This is a genomic window from Sphingomonas floccifaciens, from assembly GCF_042681125.1.
Lineage (GTDB): Bacteria > Pseudomonadota > Alphaproteobacteria > Sphingomonadales > Sphingomonadaceae > Sphingomonas > Sphingomonas floccifaciens.
On record NZ_JBHUFC010000002.1, the window covers coordinates 157,873 to 183,857 of the forward strand.

Genomic DNA, 25,985 nt, shown 5'->3' on the forward strand with positions numbered 1-25,985 from the left:
GGATGAGTCATCGTCTCGTCCTGCTTCCGACAGCAGAGGCCGACATTCAGCAGATCGCGGATTGGATCAGTGACCACGCCGATCTTCCAACAGCCCTGCGGTACATCGAACGACTACGCGCTTTCATCGGCAAGTTGCAGGACTTTCCACGGCGGGGAGCCGTGCGGTCGATCATGTCGATCGATGTTCGAACGGTAACATTCGAGCGCCGGATCGTCATCGCCTACCATGTCGATGGCGGCGACGTGATCGTCATCCGAGTGTTCTCGGGCAAGCGCGACCTATCCGACCTGACCCTCTGACATCACCTCCGCCAGCAAATCCTTGCGGCTGAGTTTGCCGATCATCGTCTTGGGCAGCGTCAGGCGGGTGACGACCTGATCCACGCGTTCGTGCTTGCCGAGCTGGGAGTTGAGCCAGGCGGCCAGGACCGCGCCGTCGATCGGCTCCGCGTCGTCGAGCAGGGTCACATAGGCGCGCGGGACCTCGCCGCGATAGGGGTCGGGCAGGCCGATCACCAGCGCTTCCTTGACGGCGGGATGGTGGTGGAGAACCGCCTCGATCTGGCTGGGAAAGACCTTGAAGCCGCCCACCGCGATCATGTCCTTCAGCCGGTCGACGATGCGGATGAAGCCGTCGGCGTCGATCCGGCCGACGTCCCCGGTGCGCAGCCAGCGCGTGCCGGCGGCGTCGGTCACGAACACTTCGGCATCGGCCTCCGGGCGCTGCCAATAGCCCTTCATGATCTGTGGGCCGGACACGACGATCTCGCCCGGTTCGCCGGGCGGGGGCGGGCGGGTCGGGTCTTCCTTGTCGACCAGCGAGACACGAGTGCCTGCGATCGGCTGGCCGATGGTGCCCGGCTTCTGCGGGCCGGCGTAGGGGTTGCACGAGACGACGCCGGAGGTTTCCGACAGGCCATAGCCCTCGATCACGCTGGCGCCGGTATCGTCCTCGAATCGCGCCTTCAGTTCGGCCGACAGCGGCGCGCCGCCCGAGATGCAGAAGCGCAGGCAGGAGAAGTCCGTGCTCGCGTGCTTGGGATGGTCGAGCAGCGCCTGATACATCGTCGGCACGCCGGGCATTGCGGTCGGGCGCGTGCGGTCGATCGCGTCGAGGACCTGGCCCGCCTCGAACCGCGGAAGCATCACGATCTCGCCGCCGGTGATGACGGTGCGGTTGAGCACGCAGGTGTTGGCGAAGACGTGGAAGAAGGGCAGCACGCCCATCACCCGATCGCATTCGTCCGGTTCCGGATTGAGATCGGCGACCTGGCGCGCGTTCGCCGACAGATTGGCATGCGTCAGCATCGCACCCTTGGGCACGCCCGTGGTGCCGCCGGTATATTGGATCAGGGCGACATCGCTCTCCGGATCGAGGGTCGCGTTAGCGCAGGTTCCGTCGTTGGCGATCAGGTCCGAGAAGGCAGAGATACGCGGATCGGCGGGGCGGGCGGCGACTTCGGCGCGGCGGAACAGGCGGTAGAGCACCGACTTGGTCGGCGGGAGCGCGCCGGCGATCGAGCCGACGACCAGCCGTTCCAGACCGCTCTTGTCGAGCACCTTCAGCGCGGTCGGCAGCAGCGCGGTCGCCGACAGAGTGAAGAGCAGCCGCGTGCCCGAATCGGCGACCTGATGCGCCAGTTCGTCGACCGTGTAGAGCGGGGAGAAATTGACGACCGTCGCGCCCAGCGTGAGGATGCCATAATAGGCGGCGACATAGTGCGGCACGTTGGGCAGGAAGAGGCCGATGCGGTCGCCCGGGCCGTAGCCGAGTTTGGCGAGGCCGCAGGCGACGCGGTTGGCGCCGTCCAGCGTCTCGGCATAGCTGTACTTCCGCCCGAGGAAGTCGAGCAGTGGCGCTTCCGGATGCCGCTCGGTGCTGGCGACCAACAGGTCGATCATCGTCTCGGGTGGATAGGTGCGATCCCAGTTGCCCGGGTGGTGATAGGCGGTGCGCCAGAGGCTCTCAGGATCGCTCATTGACACGAGTGTAAGTTACGCCCGCGCCCGGCGCAACTCAGTCGAGCAGGAGAATGGCGGCGCTGAGCGTGACGCGGCCGACGTCGGCGATCGACGTGATCTCCGCCGGGGCGATGCCCGCCAGATCGATCGTCGGTGCGGCGGCATGGACATGCGGCCGACGCGGTGCGCCGCCGGCGATGATGACCAGCAGGGCGAGAATGGCGATTTCGGCGCGGCGCTTCCACATGAACGCGACGATACGCCGGACCTCCTGTCACATCAAGCCGCGGCAGCGAGAGGCGGTGCGGTGCGGGCGCGATCGCGGCCGGCGCGCTTGGCGTCGAACAGCGCGCGGTCGGCGTTGCGGTAGAGCAGCTTCCAGTCGGCTTCGGTCGCGACGATGCCGGTGCAGCTGCCGACACTGGCGGTGACGCGCAGGTCGAAGGGCATGCGCGCCTCGCGGAACTGGTCGAGCAGGGTTTCGGCATCGAGCTTGGTGCCGGCGCGGGAGACGATCGCGAATTCCTCGCCGCCCAGGCGGGACACCATCGCGCCGGCGGGCGCGGCGCGCAGCAGGGTGCGGGCGAAGACGCGCAGCACCTCGTCCCCGCCGTCATGACCCAGCGTCTCGTTGACCGACTTGAAATAATCGATGTCGACCAGGTGGAGCGTCCAGTGACCGTCCGCACCGATGAACCGGTCGAGGAAGGCGCGGCGGTTGAGCAGGCCGGTCAGCGGATCGGCATCGGCCAGCGTCCGCGCGCGCATCTCGGCGGCGATCGCCTCGTCGCGCTCCTGGCTGAGCGTCTGGACGCGATAGGCGATGGCGAGGCTGGAGATGAGCGCTTCGAAGGTCAGCGCCAGGATCGTCGAATTGTCGAGCCAGAAGCTGGTCGGGATCAGGTGCAGCGCATTCATCAGCCGCGCGGCGGCGGATGCGATCGGCAACGACCAGGCAAGCGCGAACAGCCAGAGATAGCGGCTGCTGCGCCGCCACGCCCGCAGCAGGATCGGCGCGGTGACCGACAGGCCGGTCAGGATCAGGACCGACGTCGCCCGGTCTGCGATGCGCATGTCGATCCGCGATCCGATGGCGAACACCGGGCCGCTGATCGCGAGGATGAGGATCGCGGTGCGGGTCGCATGGCGGAGCCAGCCGGTGAAGATCCGCTCTTCGAAGAAACAGCGCGCGAAAGCGACCGCCGCCGCCGCGGCCGAGCCGAGCAGGATATAGTTCAGCCGCATCCGGTCGTTGTTGTCGATCGCCGGCGCCAGCCAGGCGAGCAGCCCGGACGAGGTCACCGCATAGCCGACCAGCATTGCCACCATCCCGCAATAGGCGAGCTGGAACCGGTAGCGCAGCGCCCACCAGAGCGAGAGATTATAGACAAGTAGCGCAAAGGCGAGCCCGCCGAACGCGGCATAGATCGCGGCCATCGCCAGATTGGCGCGCGTGCTGTCGCTCGCATCGGCAAGGCGCTGGCCGATCAGGATGCCACGGATGTTAACCGATCCGTCGACCCGCCACAGCAGCCGGACGGGCTTCGCCTTCCCGCGATAGGGAAGCGCGAATTCGACGATCGCACCGAGTTCGAGATTGCGGGAGATCGTGTGGCTCGACCGCCGGATCGTGACGATCTTGCCGTCGCTGTACAGGATGTTGAGCGTGAGCGCGTCCTGCCACAAGCTGCCGACACGCGCGCGCAGGTGCGGCGTCTGCATGTCCGCCGGGAGCAGCGATGAGCGGACCCAATAGTCGCCGGGACCGAAGGTGATTTGCGATGTCGTGCAGTCGAAAGCGCGGGGCGTCGTGAACATCGCGTCGGCGGTCTGACCGCGCAGGGCGCGGGCGATGCAGGCATCGATCGGCGTTCCCGCGAGACCGGCCTGCGCCCGCGTATCCTGGACGAGGACGGCGCAGGCGAACGCCAGCACAAGTCCCAGAATCCGCAGCGATTTTATCCCCCACATCCCGTGAAACTACGGGGAAGACGCCTAAAATTAGGTTAAGCCTGTCCCGGTTTCGACAGGGGGCGCACACGCAATCGCCGCCATTCCGGACGAATCCGGAATGGCGGCGCGACGGTCGGAATTCGGCCGGGACTGCGCCCGGCCGAGCCCGTCAGATGAACTGTGCGAAGGTGAAGCCCGCGGCCTGCTGCGCGCTCGCCAGATCGTGGACATAGACCGACGAGGCGCCGAGGCCGGCGATCGTCGTCGTCTGTGTCGTGCCATGCGAGTCGACGTAGCTGAGCACCAGATTCGTACCGTCCGAGGCAAAGGCGTAGCGTGTCGGGTCGCCATCCAGCATCAGCTTGTCGCCGCGACCGAAGCCGGTAATCAGCGCATCGACCGTGCCGTCGCCGGCGTGGACATAGCTGTGGTCGCCGTTCGACGCATCCTGACGCGTGCCGAGCGTCTCGCTCGCCACCGAACCCGGCGCGGTGACGCCGGCCGCCTGGAGGCCGACGACCTGGCTGCCGAGCTTCATCGTCTGGTCGGTCGTGTCGAATTGCAGCGTGCGCTTCGCATCGTCGAACTGGACGGTGATGCCGATCAGGCCAACCGGCACGGTCAGCTTCTCGGTCGCCGAGACGAACGAGACCGAGCTGCCGGTTCGCACGACCGTATAGTCCGATGTCGCGCCCGGCAGCGTGACCGTGTCACCGCCGGCGTTGAACGACGGGTCGAGCGTGACGGTCGAACCACGGGCGACCGTCACGGTTTCGCTCTGTCCGCGGGTGCCGAGGACGGAGGCGATGCCGCTCGCGGTCGCGATGCCGCCGTCGCGCATGACCATCATCACCGGCAGGGTCGGGTCGACCGTGCCGGTCGCGCTCGCCGCGGTGACCGGCGTATCGACGACCGTCGCCGTGGTCGACAGGGCGAGCGCGCCGATCATGATCTTGCTCGTCGCGGTGTCGTAATGCAGACCCCGTACGCCGTTGCCGAACACGATATCCAGCATGCGCACGCCGACCGGCACTGCGATGCTGGTGTCGCCGTCGCTCAGTATGACGGTCGAGCCGGTCACGGTCGCGGTATAATCCTTGGCGTTGCCCGACAGGACCAGGCGATCGCCGCCGTCGTTGAACGACGGGTCGAGCACGATGTGCCCCGGCGTGTCGCGGACGACCACTTCCTGCGTACCGCCGCGGGTGCCGAAGACGATGCCGGAACCCGATGCGGTCGCTTGGGTACCCGCGGCCATCATCAGGCCGAACTGGGTGGCGGTTTCGATGCGTCCGGTCGTGAAGCCATAGTCGGCCACGCCGGTCAGGCCGACGCCGCCGACCGACAGCGCGCCGTTCGCAACGACCAGCCTGTACGACGTCGCCATGTCAAAGGCGCGGGTCGGGTCGATGGTCAGGGTCGATCCGCTGAACGACAGGCGCGTACTGGTCGCGGTATCGAAGGTCTCGACCGCGGTGCCGTCGGCCTTCGTCAGCGTGATCGTCCCGCTGCCGCGCGTGACCGTGCCGGTGAAGGTGAGCTTAAGGTCGGCGACGGGCGATACGGCGGCTGCGCTGGCGGACGGCTGGGCGCTGACGAGCTGCGGCGGTGCGCCGGACCCGCGAACGGTGTTCGCCTGGCTGGCCGTCAGGCCGGATTGGTCGGTCGCGATCAAGTTAAAGCTGTAGCTGGGCGTGTTCGCCATGTTGAGCGCGCCACGGGTGGTGACGACGCCGGTTACCGCGTCGACCGCGAACAGCGCCGCGTCGGTGCCGCTCAGCGAATAGCGGACGACCGCACCCGCATCGAGATCGATCGCCCCACCCGATGCGACCACGGTCGAGCCGGCGGCGAGCGTATTGGCGACGGTCGACACGCGGCTGGCGGTGCCGAACACCGGGGCCTCGTTGACGTCGGTCACGGTGACGGTGTGGGTGCGCGTGGCGCTCAACCCATTCTGGTCGGTCGCGAGCAGGTCGAAGGTGTAGCTCGACTTGCGTTCGAAATCCGGGCTGGCGAGCAGTCGGACCTGGCCGGTCGCGGCGTCGACGCTGAACGCGGCCGCATCGGCGCCGGTCAGGCTATAGCTGAGCACCGCGCCGCTGTCGGGATCGGTCGCGCCGCCCGCCTGAAGGACGATGGTGCCGGCCGCGATATTTTCCGCGACCGTCGCACTCTGGCTGGCAGTCGCGAAGCTGGGCGATTCGTTGACGTCGCTCACCGATAGCTGGACGGCCTGCTGCGTCGAGAGGGCGGGGGAGGCGGAATCGGTCGCGATAACGGTGAAGCTGTAGCTCGCCTTCGCCTCGAAATTCGCCGATGCGTTGAGCGTGACGGCCCCGCTCGACGCGTCGATCGACAACAGCGCGGCATCGGTGCCGGTCAGCGAATAGGTGATGCGATCGCCCTGCGCGTCCGTTGCGGTCGCCTGATAGACGACGGTCGATGCCACGCTGTTTTCCGCGACGGTCGCCGTGGTGCCCGACGTGAACTGCGGCGCGGTGTTGGTCGGCGTGGGCGTGGGCGTCGGCGTCGGCGTGGGCGTCGGTGTGGGCGTCGGGGTCGGGCTGGGTGTCGGGGTCGGCGCGATCTGGAGGATGTTCGAGCCCGTCGAGGTTTCGCGCAGCACGAACGCGCCGTTCTCGATCGTCAGCGTCTGGTCGGCGGCGCCGCCGCCGGTATAGTCGACCTCCAGCAACGTCCTCGCGCCGTCGACGCGCGTGCGATACTGGCCGGCGACCCCGGTGAACACGCCGTCCGCGCGGAAGCTGGGGGCGGGTTTCCCGTCGATATTGAATCGCAGGTCGATCACGTCGTCCGCGTCGAAGTCGTAGATATGATTGTCGTCTACAGCGTCGAGCGCATAGGTGAAGTCGTAGGTATCGGCCCCGCCGCCGCCGAAGAACGAATCCGTTCCGCCCGATTTCCCGCTGAACGAGGAAAAGGTGTCGTTACCGGTCGATCCCCTGATCGTCTGGCTGGACGGATCGTCGACGAACACGGCCCCGACGCTCGATCCCGACGCATCGACCGTGGTGCCCCAGATGGTATGATATTCCACCGATGTCAGCGTCGTCGTGACCGACTGGCCATTGGCGGACGAGACCACGGTCGCCCGCGCGCTGTCGCCGGTGACGACGACCGAGCGGCCGGGCAGGTTCATCTGGACGCGATCGTTGCCGGCGCCGCCGTTCAGCGTGTTGGTGTATGCACCCGCCACGATCATGTCGTCATAGGCGCTCATCGTGACCGTCAGCGGCCCGGATTCATAGCCGATGGCGACGCCGTTGCTCGCCTGGCTGGCGTTGACGGTCAGCGCACCGAGCGCCGCGGTCGACCCGCCGTCGTCGTCGATCTGGATATGCTCGACGTTCGAGAAGCTGGTGTTGATTCTGCCGAGATTGTCATAGACCCGGCTCGCGTCGACCGTGATCGTGCGCGACGCCGTCGACATGGTGAACAGCGTGTCGTTGCGCAGCGAGAAGATGAGCGTGTCGTCGCCGGTGCCGCCGTCCACGGTGTCGGTGCCTTCGCTGCCGAGGATCTTGTCGTCGCCCGCCAGCGCCGAGATGGCGTCGTTGCCGATCGTTCCGATCAGGGAATCGGCTCCGGTGGTGCCGTTGATGACTGCCATGAGAATGCGATCCGTTGCGTGAAGGAAGGGAAGGGCGCGGCGGCCCTCAGATCAGGGCGATGAGCGCGTAGATCGCGGCCCAGCCGAGCGAGGACAGACCGACGATGGTCGCGACGCGTACCGGCATCGGCAGGCGGTCGTCGCCGACGGCAACCGTGGCCGGTGCTGGCGTGCGATAAGCGGGCGTCTGTACGGGAACGACCACCTGGGAGGCGGCACCGGCGATGCGGGCGTCGAAGTCGCCCGGCAGGCGCGCGAAGAACTGGCAGCCGACGCTGCGCCCGTCGGACCGGACGACGCGCGCCGGGCGCGTGCCTAGACCTGCGATGCCGATCGAGATGACTTCACCCACATCGAGCGCGACCGGCACGCGGGCGCGGAAGCCGGAGGACGAGATATCCTCGACCTCGACATCCAGCGGATCGCCGACGTCGCCGCGAAGCGTACCGTCCACGGTGACCGGGATACGCGATTCGGCGCGGCCGCTGACGAAGATTTGCGCTGCTATCGACATGGGTGTTCCTCCACGTCGGTCGTTTAGCGTCAGGGTGTTGAGTGTTCGTAAACCGGGGCGACGATCTGTGCCGACGCGGTCGGGAACTGTTCCAAAATGGTATCTAGCCGCGTTAAATCATGCCGTGCTCGGGCGCGGGCCGGAGCCTTGACAGCCGGAGCCTGACGCCCGCCAACGTTCCGGCTTGCGCCGGAGCACGGGTGTGCATCGCTTCAATGGGATCGGACAGCTGAGGGGCATTCGTTCCACCGTTCGTGCTGAGCGAAGTCGAAGCACCTGGCGGAGGGCTGCCCTTCGACTTCGCTCAGGGCGAACGGGGTGAACAAAGCTGATCGCTTCAGGCTCTCGGTCCGAACCTGGACGCGAGGGGCGCGGTGCGGCGGCGCCCAAGCCGCACCGCGCGGGTGGCGCTTACGCCGCGAGCTTCTTTCGGAAATAGGCGATGGTCCGCTCCAGGCCTTCCTTCAGCTGGACCTGGGGTTCCCAGTCGTTCAGCTGCTGCTTGGCAAGCGTGATGTCCGGCTTGCGCTGCATCGGGTCGTCCTGCGGCAGCGGCTGGGTGACGATCTTCGAGCCCGTACCGGTCAGCGCGATCACCTGTTCCGCCAGCTCGCGGATGGTGAATTCGTTCGGGTTGCCGATGTTGATCGGGCCGTGGACGTCGGGTCCGGCGTCCATCATGCGCAGGAAGCCCTCGATCAGATCGTCGACATAGCAGAACGACCGCGTCTGGCCGCCGTCGCCATAGATGGTGATGTCGTTGCCCTGCAGCGCCTGGACAATGAAGTTCGACACCACGCGCCCGTCGGCGACGTGCATGCGCGGGCCATAGGTGTTGAAGATGCGCACGACCTTCACGTCCAGCCCGTGCTGGCGGTGATAGTCGAAGAACAGCGTCTCGGCGCAGCGCTTGCCCTCGTCGTAGCAGGAGCGGATGCCGATCGGGTTGACGTTGCCCCAATAGCTTTCGACCTGCGGATGGACCGCCGGGTCGCCATAGACCTCGCTGGTCGACGCCTGGAAGATCGGGCATTTCAGCCGCTTGGCCAGGCCCAGCATGTTGATCGCGCCGTGGACGCTGGTCTTCGTCGTCTGGACCGGATCATGCTGGTAATGGATCGGCGAGGCCGGGCAGGCGAGGTTGAAGATCGCATCGACTTCGACATGCAGCGGCAGGCAGACGTCGTGCCGCATGAATTCGAAGCGCGGGTTGCCGGTCAGGTGATCGATGTTGCTCTTGTCGCCGGTGAACAGATTGTCGACGCACAGCACCTCGTCGCCGCGTTCGAGCAGGCGATCGATCAGATGCGACCCGAGAAATCCCGCGCCCCCGGTGACCAGTACACGACGTCGATTGGCAGATAGTCTCGGCAAAGCGCTCACTCCTTGTGATTTCGGCGCGTGTTATGGGCATCGGCCCTAGTCTATGGTTATTGGCCGCTCAACGGCGGATCGGTTCGATCCGGGTCGCGCCGTCGGGTGCCACCGCCACTCGGAAGCGGCGCGGGCCGCAGGTGACGAGATATTCGCCGCCGCCGGCCGGGGTGTCGCGATAGTCGACCTTCGTCGTCTCCGGGCAGCGCGGTCCGATGCGGACGGCGAGTTCCTGCTGGCTCAGCCGGGTCGGCGCCGACGGACGCCGGACGGGGGCGGCCATGCGCTCGGACATATTATCCTCCGACGGCGCATCGCCGCCCGGCGCACAGGCAGCGACAAGCGCGGCGAGGCCGAGCGACGTCCAGACGCGGCAAGCGATCATTGTTGATTCCCCGGAGCGTGATCTTCGAAAGCCGGCCTTAGTCGATGAATGTTGAGGCTTCCTATATAAGCGGGCGCGGACCGAAGTTATTTGCGGCAGCGCGTACCGTCCGTCCCGGTTCTGGACTGGGCGCGGGCCTGCGCACACCGCGATTGCCGCAGCGTGCGGTCGGTCGCGATCTGTGCCATGACGATTGACGCGGCGGATCGCATCGCCCAACGCTGCCGGATGTATGTTTCGCGTCGGGGCGTCGATCCCGATGGCGCGCGGCCGACAGATGGCCGGGGGGAGCGAGCGACGATGAGTACCGTTTGGGATTGGGTCACACTGTTCTGCTTCGCGGGCCTGGTGACGCTGCTGCTGCACCGATCCAGCAAGGAAAATCCGCCCGACAAGCTGTGGCATTACGGCCCGCCGGCACTGGCCTGTGCGGTCGCCAACTATCTGGGTAACGAGGGGCAGCCGCTGGCCGCCGTGCTGGTGCTCGCGATCGGCGCTGGCCTTGCCTATAAATTCCTCGTCTTCCCGACACCGCAATAACTTGACGGCTGCTCTTGCGACCGATTGCAAAAGGTTGCGGTACGGCACGGAACGGTAAGGGACATGTTTACGTTTTGCAGCTAACTCCCGGGTCGATACATGCCCCCGACCGGGGATTGCGCCATATCGGTGCATGGAAATCGTAATTTAGACTGCCGGACCGGTACTGCGTGCGAAAGGGGCCACGGGACATGACTGGATTGCGCTCCGACGCGCGGACGTTGCAGGTACCAGCGCAGCGGTTCGCACCGCCGCGCTGGACGGCGCAGACGACGCGGCTGGTCCTCTACGGTGTGTCGCTGCTGCTCGATACGGTCGCCGTCGCAGGCGCGTTCCTGCTGACCGATTCGCTGCTCGACCAGATCTGGCTGCCGATCCCCAAATTCGCCTTCCTGATGATCACGCTGTCGCTGTTCGTGATGTTTTCGATCAGCAAGGAAAGCCAGTCGATCGAGACGTTGAAGAGCCCGCCGCTGGGCGTGCAGCGGTCGGTCGCGTCGCTGATCGCGGCGTTCCTGGTGGCGATGATCCTTATCTTCCTGACGCAGCTGGGCGAGCAAATCTCACGCTTCGGCTTCGTGCTGTTCTTCGCCTTCGCCTTCGGGTTGCTGCTGGTGTCGCGCGGCATCGTCACGCTGGCGACGAAGATGCTGCTGGGTCACGGCATCGAATCGACCGTGCTGCTCCTCGACGGACCCAAGATCGACGGCGAGCGCGGCATGGTCGTCATCGACGCCGCGGCCGCCGGCCTGCGTCCCGACCTGTCGCAGCCCGCCTCCATCGCGCGGGTCGCGGAAGTGACCGAAGGGTTCGATCGCATCATCGTCGCCTGCGACGACGCGCAGCGCGCGACTTGGTCGGTCTTCCTTCAGGGCGCGCGGGCCGGCGGCGAGATTCTGGTCGGCACGCAACAGTCGATCGGCGCGGTCGGAATCGGCCGCTGCGCGATGCGCGATACGCTGATCGTGTCGCGCGGGCCGCTCAGCTTCTCCAGCCAGTTGCTGAAGCGCGCGCTGGACCTCGCGATCACCGTGCCGCTGGTGATCTTCATCGCGCCGCTGCTGATCGGCGTCGCCATCGCGATCAAGCTCGAGTCGCGCGGGCCGGTCTTCTTCCGTCAGGAACGCGTCGGGCAGGACAACCGCAATTTCCGCATCTACAAGTTCCGCTCGATGCGGCTCGAGGTGCTGGACGCCACGGGCGCGCGGTCCGCATCGCGCGACGACGACCGTATCAGCCGCGTCGGTCGCTTTATCCGCCGGACCAGCATCGACGAACTGCCGCAGCTGTTCAACGTGATCCTGGGCGACATGAGCCTGGTCGGTCCACGCCCGCACGCGCTTGGCTCGCTGGCCGGCAGCCGCCTGTTCTGGGAAGTCGACCCGCGCTACTGGCAGCGCCACTCGCTGAAGCCCGGCATGACGGGCTTGGCGCAGATCCGCGGCTTCCGCGGTGCGACCGACAATGCGGTCGATCTGGAAAACCGGTTGCAGTGCGACCTGGAATATCTGGGCAGCTGGAGCATCTGGCTCGACCTTCAGATCATGATGTCGACGTTCAAGGTCCTGGTCCACCACAAGGCGTATTGAGCGGCGGCTATGCGGCGCGTTGCGGAGTGCGCCGCGCGTGATGACATCCCTTCAATAGTCTGAAACGATCGCTGATGCCCCTGTCCGTCGCGAGCACTGTCGATGTGGGGCGGCGGCGCGGCATCAACAGCTCAGACTTCGCTAGCACGGACGTTTGAGCGAGATCGGTCGAACCGACTTGAGCGCCCGCCGAAGTCCCGTGTCCCGTCGCAGGCCGTAGCGTCGGCAATCGCAAAGACTTAAATGGAGACGGGGCGGGGCTTTATCCCATGAAGCGGGCGAGCCGGCCCCAAGCGTTGGGGCCAGGATCGGTCGACCGGCATGAGCCGAAACCGCAAGGATCACGATCGTTAGCACTGATTGCAGTGTGGCATCGCGCGGATCAGATTACAGCGTCGTCAGGTCTTTCGCCGGCTGCCACTTCGGCGGCAGTGCGCCGCGACGGGTGAGGCGCTTGCCCAGCTCGATGAAGTGCCGCTCGAAATGGAAAGTCGACAGGTGCGCTAGCGCTGCGGTCGCCAGCATCAGGAGCGGACGGCGCAGGTAGCGGTCTGCCTTCGAGGCATCATGCCCGCCCAGCCATGTTGCGGACAATATGCCGTGGATGACGTACAGCGCGTAACTGATCTCGGCGATGTAGCGCATCGGCCGCAGGCACAGCAGTGCCCGGAACCAGGCGGGCGTGCCCAGCATCGACGTGCCCACCGCCGCCGCGGCGATATAGGGCCGCAGATAGGCGAGCGGGCCGAAGGCGGGATGGGCGCTTGCCAGCAACAGGGCGGCGAGGGCGATCGGCGCCCATGTCAGCGCGCGCGGCAGGCTCCAGCCAGCCTGGCGTCGCGCGAACACGAGCGCCAGAATCGCGCCGGCGAGGATCTCGTCGACCCGTTCCCAGGTGATGATGCTGATCGGTACGCCCGCGGTGATGCGATAACCCGTGATCGCCAGCGCGAGCAACGGTAGCAGATAAAGGCCGCGCCGGCCGAAAACCGTGACGATCGCCGCTATGCTCAGGTAGAACTGTACCTCGATGCACAGACTCCAGAGCGGTTCGCCACCAGACATGAGATGAGCTGGTGGCAGGTTCGCATAGAATAGCAGATTGGCTGCGATCGTCGCGGAATCCGCCCGGTTCGCGACCGCGAGGACGATCATCGCCGCCCACGCGAGCGGTAAGATACGAAGCAAGCGGCGGATGAGGAAGGGCAGGGGGCGGCTGTCGCGGAGCAGCAGCGACGTGATGAGATAGCCCGACAGAGTGAAGAAGATCGCCATGCCCGAGGCGGCGACCGCCCCGTTCAGCTCCAGCGACTTCGGTCCGATCGGCAGCCAGTGGCCGGCCAGAACCGCCAGGATGCTGATGGCGCGCCACCCGTCGAGGACACCGACGCGTCCATCCTGCGACGGGTGTGGGGTAACAGTGGCCGTCCGCTCAATCGACATAAGGCTATCTCGCGCCGCCCCTGGAACCTGGTCTCCGCCGGGCATAGCCCAAGGACGGACGCGTTACGATAGTCTCACTCGGGTCGCATCATTGCGGGATGGGCACGATCCGCGGGTTGGCGTTCCAGGTGAAGCTGGCGAATTGCTTCATCTGCTTGCCGTTGCCGAGGTCGCCGCCCGAGCAATTGAGCAGCTTGTCGATGCAATTGGCGGTCCAGGCGTCCATCGTGGCGTCGTCCCATGCCCCGAACCAGTCGGAGTGGAAGGTCGAGCCCGGACGGGCCGGCGCCATGCCCTCCATCTTGTCCGATGACAGATACCAGGTGCGCGTCTGGGGCGTCCACGTACCCGACCGGTCGAGCGTGTCGTCAACCGTGTACCAGACCCCCATCGTGAAGCCGGGAATAACATAAGGGTGGGTCCGCGGGCACTTCAGCTGGCCATCATTGGGGTCGTAGTGCGGATAGGCCATGTGGCTGCGGTGATCGGGGCTATCGAGATCCTTGCCGTTCCAGCAGTCGGGTGCGTTGATCGTCGCGCCGAGGCGGTTGCCCGTCGGACAGCCGACCGCGGCCTCGACGATGTCCTTGAAGTGGCCAGACGTGCCGGTCGGGCCGTCGCAGTTGAACCACAGCAGATAGTTCGGAGCCTCGTTCGCACCGGTCATGTCGTGGCCGAACACGTAGCGCAGGCCGCGTGGGATCGGCACGCAGGCGATACCCTGAACCTTGCAATAGGGATCGTTCGCCGGTCGGCGCTTGTAATAGATGCTCACATAGTCAGGGATGACCACGCCGCCGCGACCATTCATCATCGCCGGCATCCAATAGGCCGAGCGGTTGAGGATGTTGCCGCAGGTGCTCTCACCCGTCGTGCGCAGGCTGGCATAGGTCGAGTTCGCGTTCGCCGCCGTATTGCCGAAGAACTGGTGCAGGTGCGACGCGCCGGGCTGTCCCGGATAGACGATCGGATCGTCGCGCGACAAATGGCTGGCGTTGCAGATGAAGCGGAAGGCACCGACGACGTCCGGCGCACCGGTCGGCGGAATCTCGCCGCTGCCCCACGCCGGCACGAGCAGAGGCGTCGTGTCGAAGTTGCTGATGATCTTCGCGAGCTGTCCATTGAACAGGTCGACGACACCGCCGGTCGTCGTGCCGGGCGACGTCGTCGGTGTGGTCGTGCCGGTGGTGGCCGTGAGCCGTGCCGAGCCGACCACCACGGAGCCCGGCTTCACCATCTTGCCGTTGAGCAGGCCGACCGCGCCGGCCGCAAACGCCGCCGTCGCCGTCAGCGCCATTACCATGATGACGAGGGTTCTGACCGAAATCCGCCAGCGCGATATCGCAGCTTTGATCACTCCACGTGCCCCTTGAGTCCTGTGTCCACGACGGACTTTTACGGGCAAGGGCGTGAAGGCGGTCTTTGGTAAAATGGTTATCGCGGCGGTAGCTATGGATGTGATTTCATTGAGTTACTCGTGGTAGTTTCACAGTTGATCAACGGATCGCCGCTATGGCTCCGTTGGCAGGACGGGGGGTATCTGGTGCATGCCGGACCCATCCGCTAACGGGGCGGGTTCAGGGGCGAGGCGCTCCGGGCATAGCAGGCGATTGGACAGGACGGGCATGACATCCGGGCATTTCGCCGCGATTTCAGAGGCGCCGCGGCGCGCATGATCGGCGCGGTCACGATCGGCCGGAACGAGGGCAAGCGCCTGCGCCACTGTCTCGCGTCGCTGTCGGCGCATGGCTTGCCGAACGTCCACGTCGACAGCAAATGGATCGGCGGCAGTGTCGACACTGCGCAGCCGCGGCGGGCGACCGCGGGCGCATTGATGCGACTGTACGCGCGCGGACTGCGGCCGGCGATCCGTTCGGCCGGCGTCCTGTCGCTGCTGTCGTTCCTGCTTTCGGTCGCCCGGCTCTCGCGCTTGCGGGGCTGGCGCAAGGCGGCTCAATCCAACGGCGCCGTCGACCGGCTGCGCCAATCCCTATCCGGCGATGCTCGCCACGCGGTGACCTGCACATGACTCGTATCGCCTATATCGTCAGCGAATATCCCGCGCCGTCGCATACCTTCATCCGGCGCGAGATTGCTGAGTTGCGTCGCCGTGGAATAGCGATCGACGCGCTGTCGATCCGGGGCACCGATGCACGTGGCGACAGCCCGCTCGATGCGTCGGAGCGCGCAGCCACCCGGGTGATCCAGCGCGGGGCGGCGTCGATGCTGGCCATCGCAGCGGCGGAGATCCTGCGCCGCCCGATGCGCTTCGCGCGCACGCTGAAGCTCGCGCTGACCCACCGCGCGCCGGGGGCGAAGGCGGGGCTGTGGTCGCTGTTCCACCTGTGCGAGGCGCTGGTCGCGGCGAAACTCTTGCGCGAGGGCGGGGCGACGCATGTGCATAGCCATTTCGCCAACAGCGGGTCGACGATCGCCCTGCTTGCGGCGCGCTTTGCCGGGCTGCCGTGGAGCTTCACGGTCCACGGGATTTCGGAGACGGATTATCCGGCCGGCGTGATGCTGGGCGAGAAGGTGCGTCACGCCGATTTCGTCGCCTGCGCATCCTGGTTCATCCGCGCGCAGGCGTTGCGCGTCGTCGATCCCGTCTATTGGGATCGGACGACGATCGTGCGGTGCGGCATCGACCTGACCGCGCTGCCGCCCGTGCCGGAGCGTGAGGCCGGACAGCCGGTCGCGATCGTGTGTGTCGGGCGGCTTTCGAGCGAAAAGGGGCATGCCGGTCTGTTGGCAGCCTTCGGAGAGGTGGTCGCCAGCGGCCAGCGCGCGACGCTCGAACTGGTCGGTGACGGTCCGTGCGGCGACGCGCTCAGGGCGCAGGTCGCGGAAGCGGGGCTGACCGACCATGTCCATTTCGCCGGACGACTGGACGAGCGCCGCACGTTGGAGCGGATCGCGGCATCGGACATCCTTGTCCTGCCGAGCTTGATGGAAGGCCTGCCCGTCGTGCTGATCGAGGCGCTGGCGCTGGGCAAGCCGGTGGTATCGAGCTGGGTCGCTGGCGTGCCCGAGCTGGTCGAGCCAGACGTCAACGGCCTGCTCTTCGCGCCGGGCGACTGGGCGCGGCTGGCGGAGCGATTGCGCACGATCTGTGCCGACGACGCTCTGCGCACGCGGCTGGCCGAGAATGCGCGGGCGCGGGTAGCGGCGGAGTTCGCGATCGACGTCGCGGTTCGGCCGTTGATTGCGCGCTTCGGTGGTGCCGACGCCTGACGTTTGCACGCTGGACACATGAAAACGCCGCCACGAACCGGAGTTCATGGCGGCGTTTTCCATTTGAGCCCCTGCCTTCGACAGGCAGGGGCTCAAGCCATTACGCGATCGCGACGCGACGGCTGCCTGCACGGCGGCGCATCGAGGCGCCGATGCCGCCGAAGCCGATCAGCATCATCGCCCAGGTGGCGGGTTCCGGCACTGCGGTGACCGAGACGGCGTCGAGCGCCGGGCCCTGTGCCGAGTCGTTGCCCGAGGTGAACGACAGCGTCGTGGTGGTCGAGGCAGCGGTGAAGCTGTAGCTCAGGTCCTGCCACATCATGTTCTGGTGGCTGTTCGGCAAGTCGAACGTGTACACGTTCGGCAGCGAGCCGCTGGCGACGCTCGACACGACCTTCTGGTTGCGCGCGTCCGGGTTGCCGGCCAGCGAGAACTTCACATTGTAGGTGGTGCCCACGATGGTGTCGAAGGTCTGCATGATGCCGCCCGGGCCGTTGCCGTTCAGGTCGATGCTGCGGTTGCCTTCACGAGCCTGCCAGTAGTTGCCCTTCAGGTCGATGCTGTCGCCGGTGACGACCCAGCCGGTCAGAGCGGTCGAACCGTTGCCCAGCGTGATCCACGGATCGACGTTTGCCGGACCCTGCTCGAAACCGCCGTTGATGAAGCCCGCAGCGTTCGCCGAAGCCGGAACAAGCGCCAAAGCCAGCGCACCAAGGATCATCTTCTTCATAACACACCCCTTTTTCGTTACGAACCTGACGTTGACCGCCAACACCAAGCGTTTCGTGAAATCGGGTTAGGGAGATTCGTGGCGCCGGTAAATCCTCTTTTAACGATTGGTTCCCGCTGTTGGCCCAAACTAGGTCATTTTGTTCAAAATCGGGACATTTGTTAATTAGACGCTGGAATCTTAACTACGATAGCACTGCAATTACCCTCGAGAATGTAAGATGTCGGACGGAAAAGTCTGAAAAGACATGGTTAATTTTATCCACGGTGCGACCGTAGCTATCGCAAGTCGCCGGCGATTCGCGATTTAGAGCCAGAATTCGCCAGCCTGGAGCGAATCGTCTTCACGGTTTTCGTGTACGGTTCCGTCCAGAGCGAGATGACACCGCGGTCGCTCTGCGCCGTCCGGCGCACATCGTCGCAACGAGAGTGCTGGTCCGGGGCGACCGATCAGGCTTCGAAGGCGGGGGCTGTCGGTCAAAGTGCAACACGACCGTCGGGGGTTAGCCCGAATGCACGTCAAGTGGGCGCGTTCGGTGCCCCATGCTTCGCCGGCGCGACGCTCAGCGAGGGCCGGCGTCGGGTTCGGGAGCAACGGGCAGGCCGGTCGCGGCCTGCCCGAAATTGGTCAGTAATATGCGCCGTAGCCGTTGCGATAACCGCCGTAGCCATAGGGATCGGCCAGGCCGCCCTGATAGCGGTTGAGCACCGCACCCAGCCGCGGGGCGGGTTCGAGCATCTTGCAGCTCTCTTCGATCTGGCGGCGCGTCGTGCTGCCGCTGTCGACGACCAGCATATAGGCGTCGAGCTGCTGCACGGCGATCATCGCATCGTCGTTGGCGAAGGTCGGCGGCAGGTCGCAGATGACCAGATGCGGACCCTGGGTCGCGCGGAACGATTCGACCAGCTGGGTGAACTGCGGGCTGGCGAGCAGCTCGGCGGTGTTCTCAACCGGCTCCATCGTCGGAAAGACCGCCAGGTTGGTGCCGTCGATGCGCACGCCGGTCGCGGCGAGGTCGGCGGTCTGGCCGCTCAGGAATCCCTCGATGCCGTGTTCGGCCTCGATGCCCAGATATTCGCCGATCGACGCGCGCGTCATGTCGAAGTCGAACAGATAGATCGGCATGTCGCCGACCCGCGCGAGCGAGGCGGCAAGGTTCAGCGAGATGACCGACTTGCCCGCCGCCGGTGCGGCGGACGTGATGCCGAAGCAGGTCCAGCCGTTCGCCGCGCACTTCTTCGCAACCTGGGTCCGCAACAGGTTGAAGGGCCGTGCGTCGATGCTGCGCGACTCGAATCCGACGACCCGCGCCTCGCGCACGTCGCGCATGTTGGGCGTGAAAATGGGCAGCGCCTCGATCGGGGGCAGGGTCAGCGGCGGCGTGCCCGCGCGCGTCATGCTATCACTCACGAACAGTCTCCGGACGGCGGCGCAACAGGCGGCTGAAGAAGCCGCGGCGCGATTTGGACTTGCTGCCGGGCTTGACCGACTTGGTGGGTTTGGCGGGGATGACGGGGATCGCAGCCATCGGCGGTTCGCCTAGGATCGCGGTCAGGCCCTTCAACCCGCGGACCGGGCGGCGGATCAGTTCGATCGCGAGCGCAAGCACCAGGCCGAGCAACAGCCCGCCGCCGGGACCTGCACCTGCCAGCAGATAGCGGTTGGGCGAATGGGGCTTGTCCGGCACGACCGGCGGTTCGACGATCGACAGGCGCTGGCCCATCTGTTCGTCGTCCGCGCGTGCACCGGCACGGGCGGCGAGCAGCCGTCCGTCGACCAGCTTCTTCTGGTCGTTCAGGCCGGTCAGCCGCTGTTGCAGCTGCGCGATCTGCTGTTCGGCCAGCGGACCCTGCGCCTGGGCGCTGATCGAGCTGGCGACCTGCGCCATGTCCCGGCTCTTGGCCGCGCGCATCTCGCCGATCTGCGCGTTGTTGAGCGCGATCTGCTGGTCGATCGCCTGGGTCGTATCGGTCTTCGGCTTGGCCTGCGCCGCGGCGCGCGCCTCACGCACGCGCTGCCGTGCGAAGATCACGTCCGGGTGCGTATCCGAATAGACCGCGCGGGCGGCGGCCAGTTGCGCCTCGGCCGCGACGACGAGCGGATCGCGGTCATCGGAGCTGGCGAGCGAGCGGCGCTGTGCCTGCAACAGGGCATTTTCGCGTTGCAGCTGAGCGATCTGGACGTCCATCCCGCCCGATCCGCCAAGGATCGGCGTGGCGTTGGACAGCGCACGGCCGTTGCGCGCGCTGATCGCGGAAATCTGGCCCTCGAGCTGGCTGATCTTGCTCTGCAGTTCGTTCGACTGGTCGGCCAGGAACTGCACGGTGCCGGTCGCCTGCGCCGTATTCTGGCTGGCGTCCAGCTCCAGAATGCGGGTCATCAGGTCCTGCGTCACCGCCTGCGCCTCGGCCGGACGATCATAGTCGAACGACAGCGTGAAGGAGATGGTCTTCTCCGCATTCGGATCGGATGCGGTGTTGCCGGTGACGGGCGTCAGCGCGATATTGGAGCGCATCTTCTCGACGATTTCCGACAGCGGCTTGCGCGCGCGTTCGCTCGCATAGAGGCTGTGCTGCTCGATCAGTTCGAGCAGGGCCGGGCGGCTGGTGACCTGTTCCTCGATCCGCAGGATGCGACGGTCGACATTGTCGCCCGGTGTCGCGCCGACGACATCGCCGGGCAGCTTCGGCGACTGGACGAGGATGACCGCGGTCGAGCGATAGGTGCGCGGCAGGAAGTAGATCGCCGCGAGCGCCGCGACGATCCCCAGTACCAGCGGGACGATGATCCACCATTTCCGCGCACGCAGGATTGCAGGCAGCTGGGAGAAGAAGTCGGAACCGCCGCCTTCCTCTTCCGCAGCAACAGTAACTTCATTCATTCGAGAGACCCCACGCGAAACCGGATGCCGACACGCCCCTGGATGCTGGGGCGCCGGGTGATCCCGGCCTGTAAGATGTCCGCGTATGCGGCCGAGCCGAATACGTCGAGACGCCTGGAAATGCGATGTGACAATTCGGCCCGCGCGCCGATGAAGGACGATGTGGGAATACCGACCGATTCGGCCGATTCCTCGCTCACATTATAGCTGGCCGACAGCGACAGCCGGTCGTTTTCGTTCAGCCGGTTGTCATAGCTGGCAAAGACCCCGGTCAGCGTCCTGAGCGAGCCGAGCGCAGTCGGCTGGACGCTGCGATCGGCGTTCAGGCAATAGCGGCCCTGCGAGTGCGTCTTGCATATCTGTGCCTGCAGAGCGAAGGCGGTGATCGTGCCCGTGTCGCCCTGGAGACGCCGGAAACGGGCGTAGGAGACGCCGCCGCCCACCGATGCCTTGATGGTCGGCGACAGCTGCGTATTGATTCCCAGGATCGGGCTGATGGTATAACCGTCGCCTAGCTGCGTGCCGAGGTAGTTGCTCTGGCCAAAGGTCACGCCCGCGGTCAGCGTCGTACGATCCGACCGGCGGCTGCCATATTGGATGCGCTGGGTCGCGAAATTATACTCGCCCAGCGTTGCGTCGTCGAAGCGCTGGGCCTGCGCGCTCAGATCGACGTCGAGCGATCCGCGCGGACCCGTTATATAGCTGACGCCGGCATTGATCGAGGCGCTGGTCGTCCGCTGCGGACGGCCAAGATAGCTGGGATCGATCGACACCGGCAGGGTTGTCGGATCGATACCGACCGTCCCGCCCGTCGTGCCTCCGATCGGCCCGCCAAAGGCGCCACCGTTCGGCCCGAGGAACAGCGCGTTCAGGGCGCTGGCCCGGCTGGTCACGAAATTGATGCCGGAACGATATACGAAGCGGTCCGACACACGGGAGGTGCGGTCGAAATTGACGGCCGCGAGCGTGTCGGTCGAATAGCGGCGCAGGAACGGCTCGACCCGCAGCTGTCCGCTAAGGCGCGACACCGTGGTCGGCCCCTGGATCACATAGACCGGAGCGACCTCCACGAAGACCGATTCGGACGATCCACCCTGACCGTCCTGGAGATAGGGGTTGGTCGCCACCGACGCGCCGGTGCTGACGTCGGCGGAGAATCTGTTCTGCGCCCCCGCTTCGCCGCACCCGGCGACGATGGCGGCGGTCGCCAGGACGCTTCGGCCGAGCCGAATCGCATATGTCATGTCGGGTCTCCCGCTGCGCGTCGTGATCAGGGGACGATGACCGTGTCACCGGGCTGAAGCGCGATGACGTTCGATGGCGACAGGTCGCTGGCGCTGGCGTTCGCCTTGAAGATGGGGGCGAGGCGCGTGCGCATCGTCACCACCTGGCCGCCCTGCTTGCGCAGGACGACGACATTGTCGAGGTTCGCGAATTCGGCCGGACCGCCGGCGATGCCGAGCGCTTCCAGAACGTTCACGTAGCGGCCCGGCGAGAAGGTGCCCGGCGAACGGACGCGGCCGATGACCGTGAACGCCAGACCGTTCGGCGCGCGCACCGACACCGTCACCTTGGGCACCTGGCCGCGATACTGCTCGCGCAGGCGTTCGGTCAGCGTCGCCTCGATCTCCGGCAGCAGCTTGCCCTGCGCGTTGATCTGGCCGGCGAGCGGGAAGGCGAAGCTGCCGTCCGGGAGGACGCGGACGTCGCGCTGCAGGCGTTCCTCACCCCAGACGTTGATGTTCAGCTCGTCCCCGGCATTGACGCGGTACGGCTGAGCGGCGGGCGCCGTCACCGGCGCGCCCGCCTGGGCATTGGCGGCACCGACCGGTGCTGCGGCGGCGACGCCGAGCAAAACCAGAGCTGCCTTGATACGCGGCACATTCCCCATGATGATCCCTTTCGAACCCATCGACTTGTCTTTGCGCCTTGTTATACGCGCGGAATGGAAATCCGCCAGCGACTTACGAATCTCTCTTATGTCCGGCGTGTTTCGCAATGGTTCACGCCGGCGATCCTTTTGCCGATCGCACTCGCCGGATGCTCCGGCAGCCAGACCAAGGCGCAACAGCTGGGCGAGCAGGCCGATGCGCTGCTGCAGGCCGGCAATATCGGGTATGCGCGCTACACCATCGACGCCGCGATCCGCGAGCGCGACGATATTGCGGCGCTCCAAATCCTGAAAGGCCGTATCGCGGTCGCGCAGGGCGACCGGGAATCGGCCTTCAACGCCTATAGCAACGCCATGTCGCTCGACGCGACCAATATGGAGGCGATGCAGGGCGTCACCCAGCTGGGCCTGGCCATCGGGCGATGGGACCAGGCCGATGCCGCCGCCGATAAGATCCTGATCATCATCCCCGGCGAGCCGAGCGCGGTGTTCGCCAAGGGCCTGATCGCGCTGTCGCAGCGGCGGATCGACGATGCGCTGAAGTTCGCCGATACGATCCTGACCACAAATCCGCGCGATGCCCGCGGCCTCATCCTGAAGGCGCGGGCGCTCTATGCGCGCGAGCGGATCGACGATGCGCTCGCGACGCTCGACAAGGGGACCGCGGGCGGGACGCTCGAAGACCCGATCATCGCGACTTATCTGGAGCTGCATCGGCGCAAGCGTGATGCGGCGGCGATGCTCAAGGACATGGTGGCCCTGGAGCGGATGCGCCCCAGGGAAGCGCGCATCCGTCTCGATCTGGCCAACCTGCGCTACAAGACCGGGGACACTGCCGGCGCGCGCGACGGGCTGCTGCGGCTGATCGAGCGGCGCGACCTGACCGCGGCGTCGATGATGCGGATCGTCGCGATCTGGCAGCAATATGATCGCGACCCGATCGCCAAGGATGCGCTGGCATCGGCAGCCTTCGGCACCGACCGCGCGCGGGTCGAGACGGCGCGATATTATCTCGATACCGGTCGTCCGGCCGAGGCGATGACGATCCTCGGCCCGGTCGCGTCGGAGGATGCGAAGGCGCTGGCGGCGCGCATCCAGCTGCTGTCCGGCACGGCGACGCCCGAGACGACGGCGACGATCGACGCGATCCTGGCGAAGGACGAGACCCAGTGCGACGCGCTGGCGGCGCGCGCGACGATGAAGCTGCAACGCGGCGCGGCTAGAGATGCGGTGGTCGATGCGCAACACGCCGCCGCCGAATGCCCCGCCAATTCGGCGGGGCACCGCACGTTGATCGCGGTGCGCCGGGCGATGGGCGACCGGATGGCCGAATTCCGGGCCTATGACGCGGCGCTGTCGGCAATGCCTTGGGATGTGCTGATCGCGCAGGACTATTACGACCGGGCAAAGGCCTTGGGTGATTCGACAAAGGCGCTGTCGGTCGCGCGGCAGGTGACGCGCGCGCTGCCATCGTGGCCGGGCGGCTGGATGATGCAGGCTCGTGCCTGCGCGGCAGTCGGCGATACTGCGTGCCGCCAGGATGCAGAGCGTCGCGCGGATGAGGCGAAGACCGTCTATCGTCTCGATCCCTTGCCGGGCGAGGCGCCTGCGCGCGGGCTGGACGGAAGCATGCAGAAGTGAGCGGTGCGTCGGCGCCGGCAAGCGTCTCCTTCCTCGGCTTCGTCTTCGCATGTCGTCCGGCCGATGCGCTGATCGACCAGATCTGCGACATGGCTCGCGCGTCGCGCTTCACCTATGTCGTGACACCCAACGTCGACCACGTCATCACGCTGGACAAGACGCGTGATGATCCTGCGGGCCAGGCGGTGCGCAGCGCCTATGCCGCGGCCGACCTGACCATTTGCGACAGCCGCATCCTGCTGAAGCTGGCGAAGCTGTCGGGGCATGAGCTGACCTTGCTCGCCGGCAGCGACCTGACCTGCATCCTGCTCGACGAGCGGATACCGGCCGGGAGCAGCGTCGCGGTGATCGGTGGCACGACCGACCAACTGACCTTTCTGCAGGGCCGCCGCCCGGACCTGATGTTCCGTCAGCATATTCCGCCGATGGGTGTGCGGCGTAACGTCGCTGCACAGGATGCGATCGCCGACTTCGTTGAGCAGGCGGCGTGCGACTACGTGTTCTTCACGATCGGCGCGCCCCAGAGCGAGATCGTCGCGCACCGCATCGCGGCGCGCGGGCGGGCGCGGGGCGTCGCCCTGTGCGTCGGTGCCTCCATCGAGTTCATAACCGGCGCCAAGCGCCGCGCGCCCCTCTGGATGCAGCGCGCCTCGCTCGAATGGGCATATCGACTGGGCAGCGAGCCGCGCCGGTTGTGGCGGCGCTACCTGGTCGAGGGGCCGCGCATCTTTGCGATTTGGCGGCGCCAGCGTTAAGCCGCCGCCGGCCGTGCCCGGCTTGTTAACCGATCCGCTCTAATCCGCACCCGGCCAGACCGGCAGACTACGGAGTTTCCCCGCGATGATCACGTTGCCGCGAGCGAGGGTGTCGCGCGCGAACCTGTCGCGGGTCGGATGGACGACCGGATCATATGCCGTGGTTCAGGTGCTGCGGCTGGCGAACAACGTCATCCTCGCCCGGCTGCTGGCGCCTGAATTGTTCGGCATCATGCTGATCGTGAATACGGTACGCACCGGCATCGAGCTGCTGTCCGACATCGGCATCGGCCAGAACGTCGTGCGAGCGCCCGATGCGGAAGAGCCGCGCTTCTACAACACCGCCTGGACGTTGCAGGTGATCCGCGGGCTGCTGCTGGGCGGGCTGTGTCTCGCCGCATCGATCCCGCTGTCCAACTTCTACGATAGTCCGGTGCTCGCCAAGATCCTGCCGGTCGCATCCTTGTTCTTCATCTTCACCGGCTTCGAATCGATCGGGCGCGCGCTGTTGCAGAAGCGGATCGACGTGGTCCGACTGGGCATCTTCGAGATCGGGACGACGATCTTTTCCGTGATCGCCTATATCGTGCTGGCCCTGATCACGCCGACCATCTGGGCGCTGATGCTGGGCGGCGTGTTGTCGAGCGCCGCGCTGATGCTGGGCAGCTACCTGCTGATCCCCGGGCTGCGACCAAAATTCGCGTTCGACCGCGACGTCGCCATTCGCATGTTCAGCTTCGGCCGATGGGTATTCCTATCGACCGTCGTTTACTTCCTCGCGATGAATTTCGATCGGCTCTACATGGCGAAGGCGCTGCCGCTCGCCGTGCTGGGCGTGTACGGCATCGCACGGTCATTGGCCGATATCCTGACATTGCTCGCCAACCGGCTGTCGAACATGGTGATCTTTCCGATGGTCGCCCGGGCGTCCGATGATCGCGAGGGGCTGCGGCAGGCGCTGACGCGCAGCCGTCCGCTACTGCTGGCGGCGGCCGCGGTCGCGACCTCGCTATTCGCGGCACTGTCCGACCTGATCGTCGGCCTGCTGTACGATTCACGCTATCACGAAGCGGCGCAGATGCTGCCGATCCTGGCGTTCGGCGTGTGGTTCGCGGTGCTCGCGACGATCAACGAAGCGGTGGTGATGGGGATCGGGCGGCCGGTCTATAGCGCGATCGCCAATGTCTCCAAGCTGATCTGCCTATGCATCGGCCTGCCGGTCGCGGTTGTGTATCACGGCATTACCGGGGCGGTCTGGGTCATCGCCGGCAGCGAGGCGGTGCGTTACCTGCCGCTTTGGTGGTCGCAGCGACGCGAGGGCCTGCCGTTCGGCGTGCAGGACATCGCGCTGACCGCGGCCGCCGTCGGCATGTTCGTGCTGTGGCGCGCCGCCCTTTGGGCCGTCGGGTTGGCGAGCGGAATTTTCGCGTTCACGGCGCCAAGCGTTTTCTGATCCTATC

At 66.2% G+C, this 25,985-nt stretch carries 22 protein-coding genes; 8 read left to right on the forward strand and 14 right to left on the reverse strand.

Annotated features, from left to right (window positions below; translation table 11 throughout):
- The first annotated feature begins 2 nt into the window (after positions 1-2).
- Positions 3-302 (forward strand): type II toxin-antitoxin system RelE/ParE family toxin, encoded by a 300-nt coding sequence (locus ACFSC3_RS03605; protein WP_380938834.1) that lies wholly within the window; start codon positions 3-5, stop codon positions 300-302.
- On the opposite strand, the gene ACFSC3_RS03610 is transcribed toward ACFSC3_RS03605, so the two are convergent.
- From ACFSC3_RS03610 to ACFSC3_RS03640, 7 genes are all read right to left on the reverse strand, one after another.
- On the reverse strand, positions 282-1,982 hold the full coding sequence (locus ACFSC3_RS03610) for an AMP-binding protein (protein ID WP_380938836.1): 1,701 nt from the start codon (positions 1,980-1,982) through the stop codon (positions 282-284). The two genes, ACFSC3_RS03605 and ACFSC3_RS03610, sit on opposite strands and share 21 nt — an antisense overlap.
- Before the next feature lie 37 nt (positions 1,983-2,019).
- Positions 2,020-2,211, reverse strand: coding sequence for a hypothetical protein (locus ACFSC3_RS03615; RefSeq protein WP_380938838.1), 192 nt, complete (start codon positions 2,209-2,211; stop codon positions 2,020-2,022).
- Between the two features lie 32 nt (positions 2,212-2,243).
- Positions 2,244-3,899 carry a GGDEF domain-containing protein gene (locus tag ACFSC3_RS03620; protein WP_380938840.1) on the reverse strand — a complete coding sequence of 552 codons (1,656 nt, stop codon included), beginning with the start codon at positions 3,897-3,899 and terminating at the stop codon, positions 2,244-2,246.
- Between the two features lie 187 nt (positions 3,900-4,086).
- Positions 4,087-7,551: a cadherin domain-containing protein gene (locus ACFSC3_RS03625; protein ID WP_380938842.1), complete on the reverse strand. Its 3,465-nt coding sequence runs from the start codon at positions 7,549-7,551 to the stop codon at positions 4,087-4,089.
- Positions 7,552-7,597: 46 nt separating this feature from the next.
- On the reverse strand, positions 7,598-8,065 hold the full coding sequence (locus tag ACFSC3_RS03630; RefSeq protein WP_380938844.1) for a PilZ domain-containing protein: 468 nt from the start codon (positions 8,063-8,065) through the stop codon (positions 7,598-7,600).
- Between the two features lie 411 nt (positions 8,066-8,476).
- On the reverse strand, positions 8,477-9,439 hold the full coding sequence (locus tag ACFSC3_RS03635; protein ID WP_380938846.1) for a UDP-glucuronic acid decarboxylase family protein: 963 nt from the start codon (positions 9,437-9,439) through the stop codon (positions 8,477-8,479).
- A gap of 67 nt (positions 9,440-9,506) precedes the next feature.
- Positions 9,507-9,824: a hypothetical protein gene (locus tag ACFSC3_RS03640; RefSeq protein WP_380938848.1), complete on the reverse strand. Its 318-nt coding sequence runs from the start codon at positions 9,822-9,824 to the stop codon at positions 9,507-9,509.
- A 300-nt stretch (positions 9,825-10,124) separates the two neighbouring features.
- On the opposite strand from ACFSC3_RS03640, the gene ACFSC3_RS03645 reads away from it, so the two are divergent.
- On the forward strand, positions 10,125-10,364 hold the full coding sequence (locus tag ACFSC3_RS03645) for an XrtV sorting system accessory protein (protein ID WP_380938850.1): 240 nt from the start codon (positions 10,125-10,127) through the stop codon (positions 10,362-10,364).
- Between the two features lie 191 nt (positions 10,365-10,555).
- Entirely contained in the window at positions 10,556-11,953 is a 1,398-nt protein-coding gene (locus ACFSC3_RS03650; RefSeq protein WP_380938852.1) for an exopolysaccharide biosynthesis polyprenyl glycosylphosphotransferase, read from the forward strand.
- Between the two features lie 387 nt (positions 11,954-12,340).
- Here the strand turns inward: ACFSC3_RS03650 and ACFSC3_RS03655 are convergent, their stop codons facing one another.
- Entirely contained in the window at positions 12,341-13,396 is a 1,056-nt protein-coding gene (locus tag ACFSC3_RS03655) for an acyltransferase family protein (protein ID WP_380938854.1), read from the reverse strand.
- Between the two features lie 88 nt (positions 13,397-13,484).
- A complete protein-coding gene (locus ACFSC3_RS03660; RefSeq protein WP_380938856.1) occupies positions 13,485-14,753 on the reverse strand; it encodes a DUF1996 domain-containing protein in 1,269 nt (422 codons plus the stop codon).
- A 315-nt stretch (positions 14,754-15,068) separates the two neighbouring features.
- On the opposite strand from ACFSC3_RS03660, the gene ACFSC3_RS03665 reads away from it, so the two are divergent.
- Positions 15,069-15,425 (forward strand): hypothetical protein, encoded by a 357-nt coding sequence (locus tag ACFSC3_RS03665; protein ID WP_380938858.1) that lies wholly within the window; start codon positions 15,069-15,071, stop codon positions 15,423-15,425.
- Positions 15,422-16,627, forward strand: coding sequence for a glycosyltransferase (locus tag ACFSC3_RS03670; protein WP_380938860.1), 1,206 nt, complete (start codon positions 15,422-15,424; stop codon positions 16,625-16,627). Before ACFSC3_RS03665 ends, ACFSC3_RS03670 begins: the two co-directional genes overlap by 4 nt.
- A 100-nt stretch (positions 16,628-16,727) precedes the next feature.
- Here ACFSC3_RS03670 and ACFSC3_RS03675 read toward each other — a convergent pair whose 3' ends face one another.
- From ACFSC3_RS03675 to ACFSC3_RS03695, 5 genes are all read right to left on the reverse strand, one after another.
- Positions 16,728-17,357, reverse strand: coding sequence for a choice-of-anchor C family protein (locus ACFSC3_RS03675; protein ID WP_380938862.1), 630 nt, complete (start codon positions 17,355-17,357; stop codon positions 16,728-16,730).
- A 627-nt stretch (positions 17,358-17,984) separates the two neighbouring features.
- A complete protein-coding gene (locus ACFSC3_RS03680) occupies positions 17,985-18,767 on the reverse strand; it encodes a CpsD/CapB family tyrosine-protein kinase (protein ID WP_380938864.1) in 783 nt (260 codons plus the stop codon).
- Entirely contained in the window at positions 18,760-20,238 is a 1,479-nt protein-coding gene (locus tag ACFSC3_RS03685; protein WP_380938866.1) for a GumC family protein, read from the reverse strand. The genes ACFSC3_RS03680 and ACFSC3_RS03685 overlap by 8 nt, the downstream gene beginning before the upstream one ends.
- Positions 20,235-21,482 carry a hypothetical protein gene (locus ACFSC3_RS03690; RefSeq protein ID WP_380938868.1) on the reverse strand — a complete coding sequence of 416 codons (1,248 nt, stop codon included), beginning with the start codon at positions 21,480-21,482 and terminating at the stop codon, positions 20,235-20,237. The genes ACFSC3_RS03685 and ACFSC3_RS03690 overlap by 4 nt, the downstream gene beginning before the upstream one ends.
- Positions 21,483-21,508: 26 nt before the next feature.
- Positions 21,509-22,150 (reverse strand): polysaccharide biosynthesis/export family protein, encoded by a 642-nt coding sequence (locus tag ACFSC3_RS03695; protein WP_380938870.1) that lies wholly within the window; start codon positions 22,148-22,150, stop codon positions 21,509-21,511.
- 33 nt (positions 22,151-22,183) lie between these two features.
- On the opposite strand from ACFSC3_RS03695, the gene ACFSC3_RS03700 reads away from it, so the two are divergent.
- From ACFSC3_RS03700 to ACFSC3_RS03710, 3 genes are all read left to right on the forward strand, one after another.
- Positions 22,184-23,770, forward strand: a complete 1,587-nt coding sequence (locus ACFSC3_RS03700; protein ID WP_380938871.1) for a tetratricopeptide repeat protein — start codon at positions 22,184-22,186, stop codon at positions 23,768-23,770.
- Positions 23,767-24,525, forward strand: coding sequence for a WecB/TagA/CpsF family glycosyltransferase (locus tag ACFSC3_RS03705; RefSeq protein ID WP_380938873.1), 759 nt, complete (start codon positions 23,767-23,769; stop codon positions 24,523-24,525). The genes ACFSC3_RS03700 and ACFSC3_RS03705 overlap by 4 nt, the downstream gene beginning before the upstream one ends.
- A gap of 85 nt (positions 24,526-24,610) precedes the next feature.
- On the forward strand, positions 24,611-25,978 hold the full coding sequence (locus ACFSC3_RS03710; protein ID WP_380938875.1) for an oligosaccharide flippase family protein: 1,368 nt from the start codon (positions 24,611-24,613) through the stop codon (positions 25,976-25,978).
- Positions 25,979-25,985 lie beyond the last annotated feature (7 nt).

Coding starts and splice junctions, on each gene's coding strand:
- ACFSC3_RS03615 (WP_380938838.1), bottom strand. CDS start 2,211: ATGTGGAAGCGCCGCGCCGAAATCGCCATTCTCGCCCTGCTGGTCATC.
- ACFSC3_RS03710 (WP_380938875.1), top strand. CDS start 24,611: ATGATCACGTTGCCGCGAGCGAGGGTGTCGCGCGCGAACCTGTCGCGG.
- ACFSC3_RS03685 (WP_380938866.1), bottom strand. CDS start 20,238: ATGAATGAAGTTACTGTTGCTGCGGAAGAGGAAGGCGGCGGTTCCGAC.
- ACFSC3_RS03695 (WP_380938870.1), bottom strand. CDS start 22,150: ATGGGTTCGAAAGGGATCATCATGGGGAATGTGCCGCGTATCAAGGCA.
- ACFSC3_RS03700 (WP_380938871.1), top strand. CDS start 22,184: ATGGAAATCCGCCAGCGACTTACGAATCTCTCTTATGTCCGGCGTGTT.
- ACFSC3_RS03610 (WP_380938836.1), bottom strand. CDS start 1,982: ATGAGCGATCCTGAGAGCCTCTGGCGCACCGCCTATCACCACCCGGGC.
- ACFSC3_RS03625 (WP_380938842.1), bottom strand. CDS start 7,551: ATGGCAGTCATCAACGGCACCACCGGAGCCGATTCCCTGATCGGAACG.
- ACFSC3_RS03650 (WP_380938852.1), top strand. CDS start 10,556: ATGACTGGATTGCGCTCCGACGCGCGGACGTTGCAGGTACCAGCGCAG.
- ACFSC3_RS03690 (WP_380938868.1), bottom strand. CDS start 21,482: ATGACATATGCGATTCGGCTCGGCCGAAGCGTCCTGGCGACCGCCGCC.
- ACFSC3_RS03655 (WP_380938854.1), bottom strand. CDS start 13,396: ATGTCGATTGAGCGGACGGCCACTGTTACCCCACACCCGTCGCAGGAT.
- ACFSC3_RS03630 (WP_380938844.1), bottom strand. CDS start 8,065: ATGTCGATAGCAGCGCAAATCTTCGTCAGCGGCCGCGCCGAATCGCGT.
- ACFSC3_RS03675 (WP_380938862.1), bottom strand. CDS start 17,357: ATGAAGAAGATGATCCTTGGTGCGCTGGCTTTGGCGCTTGTTCCGGCT.
- ACFSC3_RS03670 (WP_380938860.1), top strand. CDS start 15,422: ATGACTCGTATCGCCTATATCGTCAGCGAATATCCCGCGCCGTCGCAT.
- ACFSC3_RS03665 (WP_380938858.1), top strand. CDS start 15,069: ATGATCGGCGCGGTCACGATCGGCCGGAACGAGGGCAAGCGCCTGCGC.
- ACFSC3_RS03645 (WP_380938850.1), top strand. CDS start 10,125: ATGAGTACCGTTTGGGATTGGGTCACACTGTTCTGCTTCGCGGGCCTG.
- ACFSC3_RS03640 (WP_380938848.1), bottom strand. CDS start 9,824: ATGATCGCTTGCCGCGTCTGGACGTCGCTCGGCCTCGCCGCGCTTGTC.
- ACFSC3_RS03605 (WP_380938834.1), top strand. CDS start 3: ATGAGTCATCGTCTCGTCCTGCTTCCGACAGCAGAGGCCGACATTCAG.